This window comes from Rhizobium sp. KNZ14-9A, assembly GCF_056755015.1.
Map to the genome: position 1 here is coordinate 4,292,501 of NZ_JBPGXB010000002.1, position 14,851 is coordinate 4,307,351.

The following is a 14,851-nucleotide window of genomic DNA, read 5'->3' on the forward strand; positions in this document are numbered from 1 at the left end:
GGCCAGTGGCATTAGTGATTAAAGCGGAACGCTCTGGAAAGTGCGGCCGTAGCGGGTGACAGCCCCGTACGCGTAGATATCATTAATGTCCTAGAGTAGGGCGGGACACGTGAAATCCTGTCTGAACATGGGGAGACCACTCTCCAAGCCTAAGTACTCGTGCATGACCGATAGCGAACAAGTACCGTGAGGGAAAGGTGAAAAGCACCCCGACAAGGGGAGTGAAATAGTACCTGAAACCGGATGCCTACAAACAGTCGGAGGGGGCAACCCTGACGGCGTACCTTTTGTATAATGGGTCAACGACTTAGTGTAACAAGCAAGCTTAAGCCGGTAGGTGTAGGCGCAGCGAAAGCGAGTCTGAATAGGGCGATATAGTTTGTTGCATTAGACCCGAAACCGAGTGATCTAGCCATGAGCAGGTTGAAGGTTGGGTAACACCAACTGGAGGACCGAACCCGCATCTGTTGCAATAGATTGGGATGACTTGTGGCTAGGGGTGAAAGGCCAATCAAACTCGGAAATAGCTGGTTCTCCGCGAAATCTATTTAGGTAGAGCGTCTGGCGAATACTCCCGGGGGTAGAGCACTGGATGGGCTATGGGGACTCACCGTCTTACTGATCCTAACCAAACTCCGAATACCGGGAAGTACTACCAGGCAGACACACGGCGGGTGCTAACGTCCGTCGTGAAAAGGGCAACAACCCTAACCTCCAGCTAAGGTCCCCAAGTCATGGCTAAGTGGGAAAGGATGTGAGGATCCCAAAACAACCAGGATGTTGGCTTAGAAGCAGCCATCATTTAAAGAAAGCGTAACAGCTCACTGGTCTAAATAAGGGTCTTTGCGCCGAAAATGTAACGGGGCTAAAGCCATGCACCGAAGCTGAGGATTCCTCTTTGAGGAGTGGTAGCGGAGCGTTCCGTAAGCTGATGAAGGGAGACCCGTGAGGGCTCCTGGAGGTATCGGAAGTGCGAATGTTGACATGAGTAACGATAAAGAGGGTGAGAGACCCTCTCGCCGAAAGACCAAGGGTTCCTGCTTAAAGTTAATCTGAGCAGGGTTAGCCGGCCCCTAAGACGAGGCGGACACGCGTAGTCGATGGGAACCACGTTAATATTCGTGGGCCTGGTGGAAGTGACGGATCGCACAAGTTGTTCATTCTTATTGGATTGGATGGGCAGCGGAGCGGTTCCAGGAAATAGCTCCACCGTATAGACCGTACCCGAAACCGACACAGGTGGTCAGGTAGAGTATACCAAGGCGCTTGAGAGAACTATGTTGAAGGAACTCGGCAAATTGCACGCGTAACTTCGGAAGAAGCGTGACCCCATAGTAGGCAACTATTGTGGGGTGGCACAGACCAGGGGGTAGCGACTGTTTATCAAAAACACAGGGCTCTGCGAAGTCGCAAGACGACGTATAGGGTCTGACGCCTGCCCGGTGCTGGAAGGTTAAGAGGAGAGGTGCAAGCTTTGAATCGAAGCCCCAGTAAACGGCGGCCGTAACTATAACGGTCCTAAGGTAGCGAAATTCCTTGTCGGGTAAGTTCCGACCTGCACGAATGGCGTAACGACTTCCCCGCTGTCTCCAACATAGACTCAGTGAAATTGAATTCCCCGTGAAGATGCGGGGTTCCTGCGGTCAGACGGAAAGACCCCGTGCACCTTTACTATAGCTTTACACTGGCATTCGTGTCGGCATGTGTAGGATAGGTGGTAGGCTTTGAAGCAGGGACGCCAGTTTCTGTGGAGCCATCCTTGAAATACCACCCTTATCGTCATGGATGTCTAACCGCGGCCCGTTATCCGGGTCCGGGACAGTGTATGGTGGGTAGTTTGACTGGGGCGGTCGCCTCCGAAAGAGTAACGGAGGCGCGCGATGGTGGGCTCAGACCGGTCGGAAATCGGTCGTCGAGTGCAATGGCATAAGCCCGCCTGACTGCGAGACTGACAAGTCGAGCAGAGACGAAAGTCGGTCATAGTGATCCGGTGGTCCCGCGTGGAAGGGCCATCGCTCAACGGATAAAAGGTACGCCGGGGATAACAGGCTGATGACCCCCAAGAGTCCATATCGACGGGGTTGTTTGGCACCTCGATGTCGGCTCATCGCATCCTGGGGCTGGAGCAGGTCCCAAGGGTTTGGCTGTTCGCCAATTAAAGCGGTACGTGAGCTGGGTTCAGAACGTCGTGAGACAGTTCGGTCCCTATCTGCCGTGGGTGTAGGAATATTGACAGGATCTGTCCCTAGTACGAGAGGACCGGGATGGACATATCTCTGGTGGACCTGTTGTCCTGCCAAGGGCATAGCAGGGTAGCTATATATGGACGGGATAACCGCTGAAGGCATCTAAGCGGGAAACCCACCTGGAAACGAGTATTCCCTATCAGAGCCGTGGAAGACGACCACGTTGATAGGCCGGGTGTGGAAGTGCGGCAACGCATGAAGCTTACCGGTACTAATAGCTCGATTGGCTTGATCGTTCTCATTGACTATGCTCATCAGGCTTTGCCTGATGATGCTTGACCTTTTGTCCTCACGCGCCAATGGCGCTGCGGACGGCGCGCCGGACAACCGGCGACGCGCTTTGCGCTTGCGGCCTTCTGGCCGAAGGTGCCTCGCGAAAGGTTCAAAGACGTGTTCAAATAAAAAGGATGTGAAAACATCCACCAGCTTCTCAACACAAGTTGCGCTTCGCTGACCTGGTGGTCATGGCGGGGTGGCTGCACCCGTTCCCTTTCCGAACACGGCCGTGAAACGCCCCAGCGCCTATGGTACTTCGTCTTAAGACGCGGGAGAGTCGGTCGCTGCCAGGTCTGCAAAACGCAACTCGTGTAAATCTTCTCATTACGAAATTTACGGCCCAAAGCCGATCAAAGGGCCGCTCACAAAGCGGCCTTTTGTGTTTGGTGCCATATGATACGAGACAAATTGCTTCGCAATTTGCTCGGCACAGATCCGTAAATCGCAAAGCGATTTACGTAGCAGCGACAAATCCAAAACGGATTTGTCGCGGGACGGATAAACTGCTTTGCAGTTTACCTAGGTAACGCGGGGTGGAGCAGCCCGGTAGCTCGTCAGGCTCATAACCTGAAGGCCGCAGGTTCAAATCCTGCCCCCGCAACCAAATCCTTACTAAACCTCCCCCGAAATCTAACCGCACGCCGCTTATCGCTGCCGCAAAGACTTCGTCTTCGCTAGCGATGCTCGCTCCTCGTTCCCCAATACTCATCATAACCGCATGGGTGAGAAACCCGAACAGGGCAAAAAGCCTGCAAACGAAACCAATTAAACAAGCCCGCCGCAAAGCGGGCTTTTTTATTGGCGCGAGAAGCGGCTACGCCCATCGTCTTCAGCCACCGCAGCCCGCCACAATGCCAAAATTTATCTCATCCTCGCAAAAACCACAGCTAGCCGGAATAAATCGGCAGCTCCGTTGTCAACGTTTCGGTTCGTCGTAAACATAGTGGGCTAATCCTTATCCGGATATTCACGCCTACTCTCGAAAATTCGAATGTGCTAAAGTAATATTGCGTGGTGCTTCAAGTTTCCGCGCACGGATTTCTTTTGGTCTTTCCAGGTCTGCTGTCTCGTTCAGCCGGAGTATTTGTTTTCATGCCGTAAATCGATGAACTTTCCAGGAGGGGAACAATGCGAAAATATGCATCTTCTCGATCGGCAATACGGCGCAGGGGGCGTTGGTTTCCGTTTGGGCTATCGGTATCGAGCGTTTTCTGTGCTGCCAGTCTTCTTACCGGGATTGCCTTTGCCCAGACGCCCACCGAAGAGCAACGCAACGAGGTTCGGGCAGCCTGCCGTTCCGATTTCATCGCACAATGTTCCGGCGTGCAGCCGGGTGGCATGGAGGCGCTGAATTGCCTGCAGCAACATGATTCCACCCTTTCCGCCGCCTGCCGCAAAGCGGTGTCTGCGATCACCGCCAAGCCGAAATCGACATCTGCAGAGCCATCTCAAACGGCGCCTGTTACGACAGGGGCGGCGACGCCGGCACCGGCACCGGCGGCCGGTGCTCAGACGGCGGCTCAACCGACCGAGGCGCAACGCGATGCCGTCAAGTCAGCCTGCCGTTCCGATTTCATGGCGCAATGCTCCGGAGTGACCCCGGGAGGTGCTGCGGCCCTCTCCTGCCTGCAGCAGCATAGCGCCGGCCTGTCGGCACCTTGCCAGCAGGCCGTTGCGGCCATCGGTGCAGCAGGCGCGCCCGCAGCCGGTGCAGGTGCAGGTGCTGCAACAACTGCCACGCCGCCGGCCACCCGGCCAGCTGCCATGCCTGTCATCTCTCCGCGCGAGGAAATGATGATCGTGCGCGAGACCTGCGGGCCTGACTTCCGGGCTTTTTGCCGAATGGTGCCGATCGGCGGGGGGCGGGTCATCTCGTGCCTACGGGACAATCTACAGCGCGTATCGCCAGCCTGCCACAGGGTGCTGACCTCGGGGCTGTAGCGGCCTTCCAATTCGTATCCGGTTTCGCCGGGAATGTCTGAGCGTCAGGCATTCTCTCGATGGTTCCGCGCAGCCATTCCGCGATCGTCACAGCACGATCCGAAATCTCCGCATTCGATGAATTCAATGACGACACAAATGAAAGGCAGTTGCCATGTCATCGACTTCTCATCTATCGCGATTGAAACGAATATTGAGTTATTCCGCTGTTGTCGCCGGCCTCGTTCTACCAAACCATGCATGGGCGGATGATGCAAAAGATCTTCTGAAGGCCATGTCCGATTTTCTGGTGGCGCAGAAGACAATATCCTTCAACTACCAGTCCTCACTCGAGGCGGTGACGCCGGACTTCGAGAAGCTGCAATTCGTCAGTTCGGGTACGGCCAATATCACCCGGCCTGACAAACTGCGCGTTACGAGAACCGGCGGCTTTGCCGATATCGATGTCAGCTTCGACGGTTCAACGCTGACCGTACATGGCAAAAACCTCGACGCTTACGCGAAGATCGACGGTAAAGGCTCGCTAGATGAGCTGATCGACAGGCTCGCCGATGCTGGCGTCGAGGCGCCGGGCGCCGATCTTTTGTCGGCGCATGTCTACGATATCCTGATGACTGACGTGACCGAGGCGAAGCACATTTCCAGCGCTTTCGTGGATGGCGTGGAATGCGAATATCTGGCCTTCCGTACGCCGGAACTCGACTGGCAGATCTGGATACAGACGGGACCGCAGCCGATACCGCGGCGCTATGTGATCACCAGCAAACACGTCGTCCAGGCACCGCAATACACGCTTGAAATCAGCGACTTCAAAAGCGGAGCGGACTTTGCTGCCACGTCCTACAACATCAAGATCCCGGCCAATGCCAAGACCGTGGATCTGAGCGAACTCCAATCGATCGATGAGCTTCCCGCGCCTGCCGTTAAAGGAGAGATGCAATGACCCGCAGCAAGCTCTTTTTCGCCTTCTGCCTTGCCGGCGTGATGACTTTCACGGATTTTCGTATAGAGGGGCAAGGTCCGCTGCCAGTGTCGATCGGCTTTGCCACACCGGCGGGCGCCGTCATCGGTCGGCCTCTAACGCCGCTCTCCTATGCTGGCGTTGCCCGCCGGACGACGCGTCGGGTTGTCCGGCGAACGGCGACGACCATTGCCGTCCTGCCTCCCGGCTGTCTCTACGGCCCTTATTATGGCGGCTATTATTACCGCTGCGGCGGTTTGTACTACGCCAAGAGCGGTGGCGTTTACGTGCAAGTGATCGTGCAATAGGCTCCCATCCGAGGCTGGAGCATTTCCGGACACAAACCGCTGCACACTATTGCTGGAATTGCTCTATTGCACCTTCATTTCCGCATCTGCGACCGCCGGAGCTTTGCTGCGGCGCCTTCTGAATTCTTCGAGGCGCTGCAGCACGACATAAAAGGACGGAACGAACAGCACGGCAAGGCAGGTCGATGCGATCATGCCGCTGAAGACCGATATGCCGATCGACTTGCGGGCGGATGCGCCGGCCCCCGTTGCCAGGACGAGCGGCAGTACGCCGAGAATGAAGGCGAAAGATGTCATGAGGATCGGGCGGAAGCGCAGGCGGGCCGCCTCGACCGCGGCATCCAGTATCTCCATGCCTTCCTCACGCTTTTCACGCGCATATTCGACGATCAGGATGGCGTTCTTCGATGCAAGCGCGATCAAAAGGATCAAGCCGATCTGGGTGTAGAGGTTGTTGGCGACACCCGCCGCCATCAGCGCGCCGACGGTGCCGAGCAGGGCAAGCGGGACGGCCAGCAGCACGGCAAGCGGCAGGATCCAGCTTTCATATTGGCCCGCAAGCACGAAGTAGACGAGCAGCATGCCGAGCGCGAAGATATAGTAGATCTGTCCGCCGACCGCCTTTTCCTGGTAGGAGAGCGCCGTCCACTCGTAGCCGGTTCCTGTCGGCAAGGTCTGGTCGGCGATCTGCTCCATGACGTCGAGTGCCTGGCCGGAGCTGAAGCCGGCGGCAGGTCCGCCAACGATGGTTGCTGACGGGTAGAGGTTGTAGAGGCTGATCAGTGAGGGGCCTTGCATCGGCTTGATATCGACAACGGTTCCGAGCGGCACCATCGTGCCATCGCCGGCCTTGACCTCCAGATTGCGGATATCGTCAGGACTGACGCGGAATTCTGGAGATGCCTGGGCATAGACCTGGAATGTGCGGCCAAACTTGTTGAACTGTGTCACGTAGCTCGATCCGACGTAGCCCGACAGCGCGGAGAAAACCTGTCCGACAGTGACGCCCAACGTCTCGGCCTTGATACGGTCGACCACGACCTCAAGCTGTGGCACATTCGAGCGGAACGACGTGCTCAGCCTTTGCAGTGATGACTGGGCTTCGCCATTTTTCACAATCGTATCGGTAAGGGACTGCAACAGTGCATAGTCGGAAACACCATTCTTGAGCTCTACTTGCATCGTGAAGCCGCTGGCATTGCCGACACCCTGGATCGGGGGCGGCACGATGACCAGGGTTTTCGCAACCAGTACGTTTTGCAGCGCGCCGTTCAGATGCTGGTAGATGGACAGGAGATCCTGACCCTTTTCCTTGAGCCTTTCGTCCCAGTCCTTCAGCACGACATAGGCAACGCCGGCATTCTGCAGGCTGGCATTGTTGTCGAGAACGGATATGCCACTGATCGTCAATACCTGATCGACGCCTGGTGTCGCCTGGGCGATCTTGCCGACCTCCGCCATGACAGCGTCGGTGCGCTCCTTGGAGGCGCCATCCGGCAGCTGCGCGCCGATCAGCACGTAGCCCTGGTCCTCAATCGGCAGGAATGCAGTCGGCACGCGTGTCAGCCCCCAGACGGCGATGCCCATCAGCGCCAGCGCGAGGATGACCATCGCGGCGGCGTGGCGCGTCATCGAGCCGATCAGCCGGACGTATCCGTGTTCGCCCCAGCCGTAGATCCGGTTGAAGCCGCGATAGACGAAGTTCCGCTTCTCGGGAGGCACCGGTGTGCGCAGCCAGAGGGCGCATTGCGTCGGTTTCAGCGTCACGGCGTTGATGGCGCTGATCAGCGCCGTGGCGGCGATCACGAGAGCAAACTGGCGATAAAGCTGGCCCGTCAGCCCCGGCAGGAAGGCGGCTGGAATGAAGACGGCCATCAGCACCAGCGTGATACCGATGACAGGGCCGAGCAGTTCTTCCATCGCCTTTTCGGCTGCCTGCCTGCCGGACATGCCCGCCTCGATATGTCTCGCGACGCCTTCGACGATGACGATGGCGTCATCGACGACGATGCCGATGGCGAGGACGATTGCGAACAGAGTGGAGAGGTTGACGGTGAAACCCATGGCCGCCATCGCGGCAAAGGCGCCGATGATGGTGACGGGAACAGTCGTCGCCGGCACGAGCATGGCTCGCCAGTCCTGCAGAAACAGCAGAATGACGATGAGAACGAGAACGCCTGCCTCGATCAAAGTGACATAGACTTCGTTGATCGACGCTTTGACGAATTTCGTCGTGTCGAAGGGGAGATGATATTCGAGGCCCGGCGGGAAGGCCTTCGCCAGTTCCGCCATCTTCACATCGACTGCATGGGCCACAGCAATGGCGTTTGCTTCCGGCAATTGGGAGATACCAATACCCGCAGCCGGTCGGCCATTCTGCATGAAGGTCTGGCTATAGGTCTGCGCACCCAATTCTACCCGGCCGATATCGCGGATGCGCGTTACCCGTCCGCCGTCCGAGCCATCGACCTTGACGATGATGTTTTCGTAGTCGACGGCATCGTTCAGCCGGCCATTGATGTTCAGCGTGTATTGGAATGTCTGTCCTTGGGGAACCGGCGGAATGCCGATCTGGCCGGCGGTGACCTCCTGGCTCTGCTGCTGCACGACATTGACGATATCCTGCGGCGTGAGCCCGCGGGCCTGCAGAAGGTTCGGATCCATCCAGATGCGCATGGCATATTGGCCGGCGCCGAAGACCGTGACGTTGCCGACGCCGGGCAGGCGGGCAAGTTCGTTCTGGAGGTTGATGACCGCATAATTGGAGAGGAACAGGCTGTCATAGCGGCTATCAGGCGAAGTCAGGCTGACGAAGCCGAGGATCGCGGTCGATTTCTTCTGAGTGCTGACGCCTTGAACCTGCACCGACTGCGGAAGCGACGACATGGCAATCGCGACGCGATTTTGCACGAGGACCTGTGCCTGGTCGGGATCGGTGCCGATGGCGAAGGTCACGGTAAGCGAATAGGTGCCGTCGCTTGCGCTGGTGGACTGCATGTAGAGCATGTCCTGCACGCCGTTGACCTGTTGCTCGATCGGCAGGGCGACCGTATCGACGAGCGTCTTGGCGCTGGCGCCTGGAAAGCGGGTCGTAACCTGTACTGTCGGCGGAACGACATTCGGATATTGTGCGACCGGGAGTTGGAAGAGAGCCACCGCGCCGATGAGAACAAAGACCAAGGCCAGAACATTGGCGAGCACCGGCCGTTCGATGAAGAAGCGCGAGATCATGCTGTTGTCCTTGGACCTTCAGATGAAGCGGGTGGCGGATTTTACTGCGTCGTCGTTGTGGCCTTTGCATCGGCGCCGGCTTCTGCCGGCTGCGTTTTCATATCGATTTTCTCGGGCGCAGCCTTGCTGCCGGGGATTGCCTGCTGGATGCCCTGGATGACGACCCAGTCGGCGGGGTCGAGGCCGGATTCGATGACGCGGAGAGGGCCTTCGCGCTGGCCAGTCTTGACCTGTTTCTGTTCGACGGTGTCATCCTTGCCGAGCACGAGCAGATAGCTGCCGAGCTGGTTGGTTGCGATCGCGTCGTCGCGTACAAGCAGTGCCTTCTCATTCTGGCCGATCGGTACGCGAACGCGCACGAAGAGGCCGGGCAGCATGGCCTTGTCCTTGTTGTCGAACAGAGCTCGCACCTGAAGCGTGCCGGTCGATGCATCGAGTTGCGGCGAGACGTAGTCCAGATGTCCCTTGTGCGGATAGCCTTCCTCGGATTGTAGGCCGAGTTCGGCAGGGATGCTCGGCAGGTCCGTCTGCTTGAAAGTGCGTCCCTGCTTTCTCAGCATATCCTTGATCAGCAGCACCTGGGTTTCGCTGACGTTGAAATAGGCATAGATCGGGTCCGTCTGGACAATACTGGCGAGCTTGGTGGGGCCTGAGACGCCGACGAGCGTGCCGATATCGACGAGGTGGTCGGTCACCGTGCCATCGAAGGGTGCAATCACTTCGGTATAGCCGAGATTGATCGTTGCAAGTTCGACATTGGCCTGAGCATTGAGGATTTGCGCATTGGCTTCGTCGAGCGTCGCCTTGGCGCTGTCGACGGCTGTCTGCGTCGTGACCTGCTGCTTCATCAGATTGACCTGACGATCGTACTCCTGCTTGGCACCAACCTGGGATGCCTGTTGCGATGCGAGGGATGCCTTGGCCTGATCAAGCTGGGCCTGATAGGTGTCGCGCTCGATCCCGAAGAGCTTGGTTCCCTTCGTTACCGTCGTGCCGTCCTGATAATCGATCGATTGAAGGTAACCCTGGACGCGCGCTTCGATATCGACCGAATTCAGCGGTGCGGTATTGCCGGTCAGATCGAAATAGAGGGTGATTGGCTCCTGGACCGGCTGGGCGACGCGAACGGCTGGCGGCGGAGGCGGGACGTAGGTATTGCTGCTTCCATCGCATGCAGTGAGCGCTGCCGTGCCGATGAGCGTTACAAAAATCTGCAGACCCCGATGCAATCCCTCACGCATTGCTTCTGCCCCGACGATCTATATGCCCCGGTCTTCATGCGTGCCTTTGCGGCGACCCCCATAAGCCGCCGGGTGTTTCAGGCATGTGGTACTATGTCGCGGGGTTGCCTGAAATTGCAATAGTTCCCGGCATGCAATTTAGCTGTGCCTAAATGATTGGTGATCGCGTAATCCCGGTAACGGCTCAGTTCGCAGATTTTGTGCTCACTGCTGAGTAATGAGCAGTACGTAAGCCACGAACAGCACCAGGTGAACCGCGCCCTGCATGAGATTGGTGCGGCCGCTTGAAAAGGTAATGATGCTGACGGTGAGCGTCAGCACGAACATGACGAGATCCGGACCCTGAAGCCCCAACGTGACGGGGTGCCCGTAGAAGTGGCTTATTGCCAGCATCGCCGGCACTGTCAGGCCGATCGTCGACAGGACTGAGCCGAGGAAGATGTTGATGGCGCGCTGCAGGTGGTTGGCGACGGAAGCGCGCACGGCGCTGATCGCCTCAGGTGTCGCGACAAGCACCGCCATGATCACGCCGCCGAATGCTGCCGGTGCATGCAGGGTTTCGATCACATAGTCGATCGGTCGGGCAAGCTGTTCGACCAGGAAGACGACAGGCCCCATGTAAACGAGGAGCAGCACCGCGTGATGCCATACTGCCCGGTGCGGCCGCATGCTGACTGCGTGCCGCTCAAGATGGCTGCCGTCATCAGCAAAATAGCGCCGATGACGGCCGGACTGCAGCAGGAGAAATATGCTGTAGAGGCCGATCGAGACGATGCCGAGAAACATCTGCCGCGAAGCCGAGGGGTGTGGACCATCCGGGCCGGCGAGAAAAGTCGGCATGACGAGGCTGAGGGTCGCCAACGGCACGATGACGCCGAGATAGGTATTGGCGCCGTGCAGATTGTGCTGCTGATCCTCCCGCCGCCATGCGCCAAGGAACAGTGACAATCCCACCATGCCGTTCAGGATGATCATGACGACGGCAAAGAGCGTGTCGCGGGCGAGCGTCGGATTGTTTTCCCCATGCAGCATGACGGCCGAGATCGCCATCACTTCGATCGAGGTGATCGCGAGGGTCAGGATGAGGGTTCCGTAGGGTTCCCGAAGTTGCTCCGCCAGATGATCTGCATGACGAACGACGGACAGGGCGGAGCCAAGGACAACGGCAAAAAGCCAAAGAAAAATGACAGTAAACCAGAAGGGTTGAGATAGCTTCTCGAAGATTGCATCAGAGAAAGCAAGGAAGGCGAGGCTGGTCGCGAGGCTCACGCCAAAGAACCATTCCTCGCGGACGATGCCCGCCATACTGGTGGTGCGTAATGCGGAGCTGTCAGTCATCGGGACCACTACCGGCCACGGAGTATCCTCGCACTACGACTAAGCGCGCTGCCATTTTCCTCTCCGCTCTCTCCGCCGCGTGGGCAAACCGAGCGGTGCGGCTTGGCGGCGGATGCGAGCGATTGTCTCACGCAGAGGGGCATTCCGCCTATCTAAAAATCATCGCCTCAGTTTTGGGAGTGTTCAATGATACTTCCGCTTCTCTCGCCCTAGAATTTCCGGGGCGTTGAGGCCGGCAATCGGCCTCGAGAGATCGGCGGGAATATCGCCGGCGAGCTGGAGATCCAGATAGCGGGCGCAGCAGACGCGGAGGAACGAGGTGAAGTTGCCAAGGTCATGGCCGGCGTCGATCAACTCGTGGTGCAGCCTGGTGATCAGCTGGACCACGTTCATGCCGTCGCGGGTGGCAATTTCCTCCAGCTTTGACCAGAAGAAATTCTCCAGCCTCACGCTGGTAACCATGCCGTCGATGCGCAACGACCGGGTTGTGCTTTCCCAGAGCCGCGCGTCGGCCTTGATGAACAGTTCACACATCACGTTCCTCCCACGGGCCCGCTCAGGCGGCGTTGGTTTCCAGGACCGTTGCCGCATCGAGCACCGCCATGAACTGGCGCAGCCACGAGGGATGGGCCGGCCAGGCCGGTGCAGTGACGAGATTGCCGTCGGAGACGGCATCGGTAATGGCGATATCGGCATAGGTGCCGCCGGCAAGCTCGACTTCCGGGCGACAGGCGGGATAGGCCGAGCAGGTGCGACCTTTCAGCATGCCGGCAGCGGCCAAAAGCTGGGCGCCGTGGCAGATCGCGGCGACCGGCTTGTTGGCATCGAAGAAATGCCTGACAACCTTGATGACATCGGGGTTGAGGCGCAGATATTCCGGCGCGCGGCCGCCCGGAATGACGAGCGCATCGTAATCCTCGGCGCGAATGCTTTCGAATGTGGCGTTCAGTGCGAAGTTGTGACCACGCTTTTCCGAATAGGTCTGATCGCCTTCGAAATCGTGGATGGCGGTGGCGACCGTCTGGCCGGCGGTCTTGCCGGGGCAGACGGCATGGACCGTATAGCCGCAGGCAAGCAGCGTCTGGAACGGCACCATGGTTTCGTAATCTTCAGTGAAATCGCCTGTGATCATCAGGATCTTGGATGCTGGCATTTTTTCCTCCCGTAAAAACCAACAGATGGACTTTAACAAAGGATCGCGGGCCGCGGGTACTAAGGGAATACTACAAGAGGATCCGTTTCAGATCGTCTCGCGCGCCCTGACATCGGGAATGGCGCAGGCCTCGCCGCCACCGAACATGCGTGAACGGGTGAGGAAGCGTTTCTCGCGGCCGTTATCGAGCGAAAACATGCCGCCGCGGCCGGGCACGACATCGATGATGAGCTGGGTATGTTTCCAGGCCTCGAACTGGCTGGCGCTGATATAGACGGGCACGCCGCCAATCTCCCCGAGCTTCACATCCAGATCGCCGACGATGAAATCGTCCGTCGGGTAACACATGGGCGAAGAGCCATCGCAGCAGCCGCCGGACTGATGGAAGAGGATCTTAGGATAATCCCGCTGGATTTCCTTGATGAGGTCGAGCGCTGCATCGGTCGCGAGCACGCGCGGTTCGCCATTGATCGTCTGTTCCATGATTGCCTCCTCCAAGACAATGCCTCCTCCCCGTGAAGGGGAGGAGGCTTGATATTAGCACGATCGACTGTTTCTCAGAAGAAGCCGAGCTTCTTCGGGCTGTAGCTCACCAGCATGTTCTTTGTCTGCTGGTAGTGGTCGAGCATCATCTTGTGCGTTTCACGACCGATGCCGGACTGCTTGTAGCCGCCGAAGGCGGCATGGGCCGGATAGGCGTGGTAGCAATTGGTCCAGACGCGGCCGGCCTGGATTTCCCGGCCGAAGCGATAGGCGCGGTTGCCGTCGCGGGTCCAGACGCCGGCGCCGAGACCGTAGAGCGTGTCGTTGGCGATCTCGAGCGCTTCCTTCTCATCCTTGAAGGTGGTGACCGAGACAACAGGGCCGAAAATTTCTTCCTGGAACACACGCATCTTGTTGTGGCCCTTGAAGATGGTCGGCTTGATGTAATAGCCCTCAGACAGTTCGCCGCCGAGATCGTTGCGCGAGCCGCCGGTAAGGACCTGCGCGCCTTCCTGCTTACCAATATCGAGGTAGGCGAGGATCTTTTCCATCTGCTCTGTGGAGGCCTGCGCGCCGATCATCGTTGCAGGGTCGAGCGGGTTGCCCTGGGTGATGGCTTCGACGCGTTTGACGGCCCTTTCCATGAAGCGGTCATAGATCGATTCCTGGATAAGGGCGCGGCTCGGGCAGGTGCAGACTTCGCCCTGATTCAGCGCAAACATGGCGAAGCCTTCGAGAGCCTTGTCGAGGAAGTCGTCATCCTCGGCTGCCACATCGGCGAAGAAGATGTTGGGCGACTTGCCGCCGAGTTCCAGCGTGACCGGAATGAGGTTCTGGCTGGCATATTGCATGATGAGGCGGCCCGTCGTCGTCTCGCCGGTGAAGGCGATCTTGGCGATGCGCGGGCTGGAAGCGAGCGGCTTGCCGGCTTCGAGACCAAAGCCATTGACGATGTTGAGCACACCGGGCGGCAGGAGATCGCCCACGAGTTCCGCCCAAAGCAGGAGCGAGGCGGGCGTCTGTTCGGCCGGCTTGATGACGACGCAATTGCCGGCGGCGAGAGCCGGGGCCAGCTTCCAAGTCGCCATCAGGACCGGGAAATTCCAGGGAATGATCTGGCCGACGACGCCGAGCGGCTCATGGAAGTGATAGGCGACGGTGTCGTGGTCGATTTCGCCGATCGTGCCTTCCTGGGCGCGGATGCAGGAAGCAAAATAGCGGAAGTGGTCGATGGCGAGCGGGATGTCGGCCGCCATGGTTTCACGGATCGGCTTGCCGTTGTCCCAGGTTTCGGCCTGGGCCAGAAGCTCCAGCTTGTCTTCCATGCGCTGGGCGATCTTCATAAGGATGTTGGAGCGCTCGGTGGTGGAAGTGCGGCCCCATTTTTCCTTCGCGGCATGGGCGGCATCGAGCGCCGCGTTGATGTCCTTTTCATCCGAGCGCGGGATTTCGCAGAGCTTGCCGCCGGTGACGGGCGTAACGTTGTCGAAATATTTGCCGCCGATCGGCTCACGCCATTCGCCACCGATATAGTTGCCGTATCTCAGCTTGTACGGCGACTCGACGATTTTCTGATGAAGCATGTCATCCTCCCTTGATGAACGGGTTCCGGATCGAACCGTGAGAGGAAATCTGTGTCGCTTTTGGCTGATGGAACAGGGTCGCTCCGCAAT

Annotated in this window: 10 protein-coding genes, 1 tRNA gene and 2 rRNA genes (1 of these 13 only partly in view); 6 read left to right on the forward strand and 7 right to left on the reverse strand. The window is 58.3% G+C overall.

Features of this window, described 5'->3' with window-relative positions; translation table 11 throughout:
• The 6 genes from ACR9ZQ_RS28025 to ACR9ZQ_RS28050 all read left to right on the forward strand — a co-directional run.
• Nucleotides 1-2,482, forward strand: a 23S ribosomal RNA gene (locus ACR9ZQ_RS28025); it begins 317 nt to the left of the window's first position.
• A 218-nt stretch (nucleotides 2,483-2,700) separates the two neighbouring features.
• Nucleotides 2,701-2,815, forward strand: a 5S ribosomal RNA gene (gene rrf, locus ACR9ZQ_RS28030).
• A 234-nt stretch (nucleotides 2,816-3,049) separates the two neighbouring features.
• Nucleotides 3,050-3,126, forward strand: a tRNA-Met gene (locus ACR9ZQ_RS28035).
• A 524-nt stretch (nucleotides 3,127-3,650) separates the two neighbouring features.
• On the forward strand, nucleotides 3,651-4,463 hold the full coding sequence (locus tag ACR9ZQ_RS28040; RefSeq protein WP_481429113.1) for a hypothetical protein: 813 nt from the start codon (nucleotides 3,651-3,653) through the stop codon (nucleotides 4,461-4,463).
• 154 nt (nucleotides 4,464-4,617) lie between these two features.
• Nucleotides 4,618-5,406 carry a DUF2092 domain-containing protein gene (locus ACR9ZQ_RS28045; RefSeq protein WP_481429114.1) on the forward strand — a complete coding sequence of 263 codons (789 nt, stop codon included), beginning with the start codon at nucleotides 4,618-4,620 and terminating at the stop codon, nucleotides 5,404-5,406.
• A complete protein-coding gene (locus ACR9ZQ_RS28050) occupies nucleotides 5,403-5,732 on the forward strand; it encodes a hypothetical protein (RefSeq protein ID WP_113325427.1) in 330 nt (109 codons plus the stop codon). Before ACR9ZQ_RS28045 ends, ACR9ZQ_RS28050 begins: the two co-directional genes overlap by 4 nt.
• A 63-nt stretch (nucleotides 5,733-5,795) precedes the next feature.
• Here the strand turns inward: ACR9ZQ_RS28050 and ACR9ZQ_RS28055 are convergent, their stop codons facing one another.
• From ACR9ZQ_RS28055 to adh, 7 genes are all read right to left on the reverse strand, one after another.
• Nucleotides 5,796-8,963 (reverse strand): efflux RND transporter permease subunit, encoded by a 3,168-nt coding sequence (locus ACR9ZQ_RS28055; protein ID WP_481429115.1) that lies wholly within the window; start codon nucleotides 8,961-8,963, stop codon nucleotides 5,796-5,798.
• Between the two features lie 41 nt (nucleotides 8,964-9,004).
• Nucleotides 9,005-10,204 (reverse strand): efflux RND transporter periplasmic adaptor subunit, encoded by a 1,200-nt coding sequence (locus tag ACR9ZQ_RS28060; RefSeq protein WP_310383967.1) that lies wholly within the window; start codon nucleotides 10,202-10,204, stop codon nucleotides 9,005-9,007.
• Nucleotides 10,205-10,408: 204 nt separating this feature from the next.
• The gene (locus ACR9ZQ_RS28065; RefSeq protein WP_481429116.1) at nucleotides 10,409-11,542 is read right to left on the reverse strand and encodes a calcium:cation antiporter; all 1,134 of its coding nucleotides are present in this window, start codon (nucleotides 11,540-11,542) and stop codon (nucleotides 10,409-10,411) included.
• Between the two features lie 183 nt (nucleotides 11,543-11,725).
• Entirely contained in the window at nucleotides 11,726-12,076 is a 351-nt protein-coding gene (locus ACR9ZQ_RS28070) for a ribbon-helix-helix domain-containing protein (RefSeq protein ID WP_481429117.1), read from the reverse strand.
• Nucleotides 12,077-12,098: 22 nt separating this feature from the next.
• Nucleotides 12,099-12,695: a DJ-1/PfpI family protein gene (locus ACR9ZQ_RS28075; protein WP_481429118.1), complete on the reverse strand. Its 597-nt coding sequence runs from the start codon at nucleotides 12,693-12,695 to the stop codon at nucleotides 12,099-12,101.
• Nucleotides 12,696-12,782: 87 nt separating this feature from the next.
• Nucleotides 12,783-13,178 (reverse strand): DUF779 domain-containing protein, encoded by a 396-nt coding sequence (locus ACR9ZQ_RS28080; protein WP_310383960.1) that lies wholly within the window; start codon nucleotides 13,176-13,178, stop codon nucleotides 12,783-12,785.
• A gap of 74 nt (nucleotides 13,179-13,252) precedes the next feature.
• Complete coding sequence (adh, locus tag ACR9ZQ_RS28085) at nucleotides 13,253-14,761, reverse strand: aldehyde dehydrogenase (RefSeq protein WP_481429119.1); 1,509 nt, start codon at nucleotides 14,759-14,761, stop codon at nucleotides 13,253-13,255.
• Between the last annotated feature and the right edge of the window lie 90 nt (nucleotides 14,762-14,851).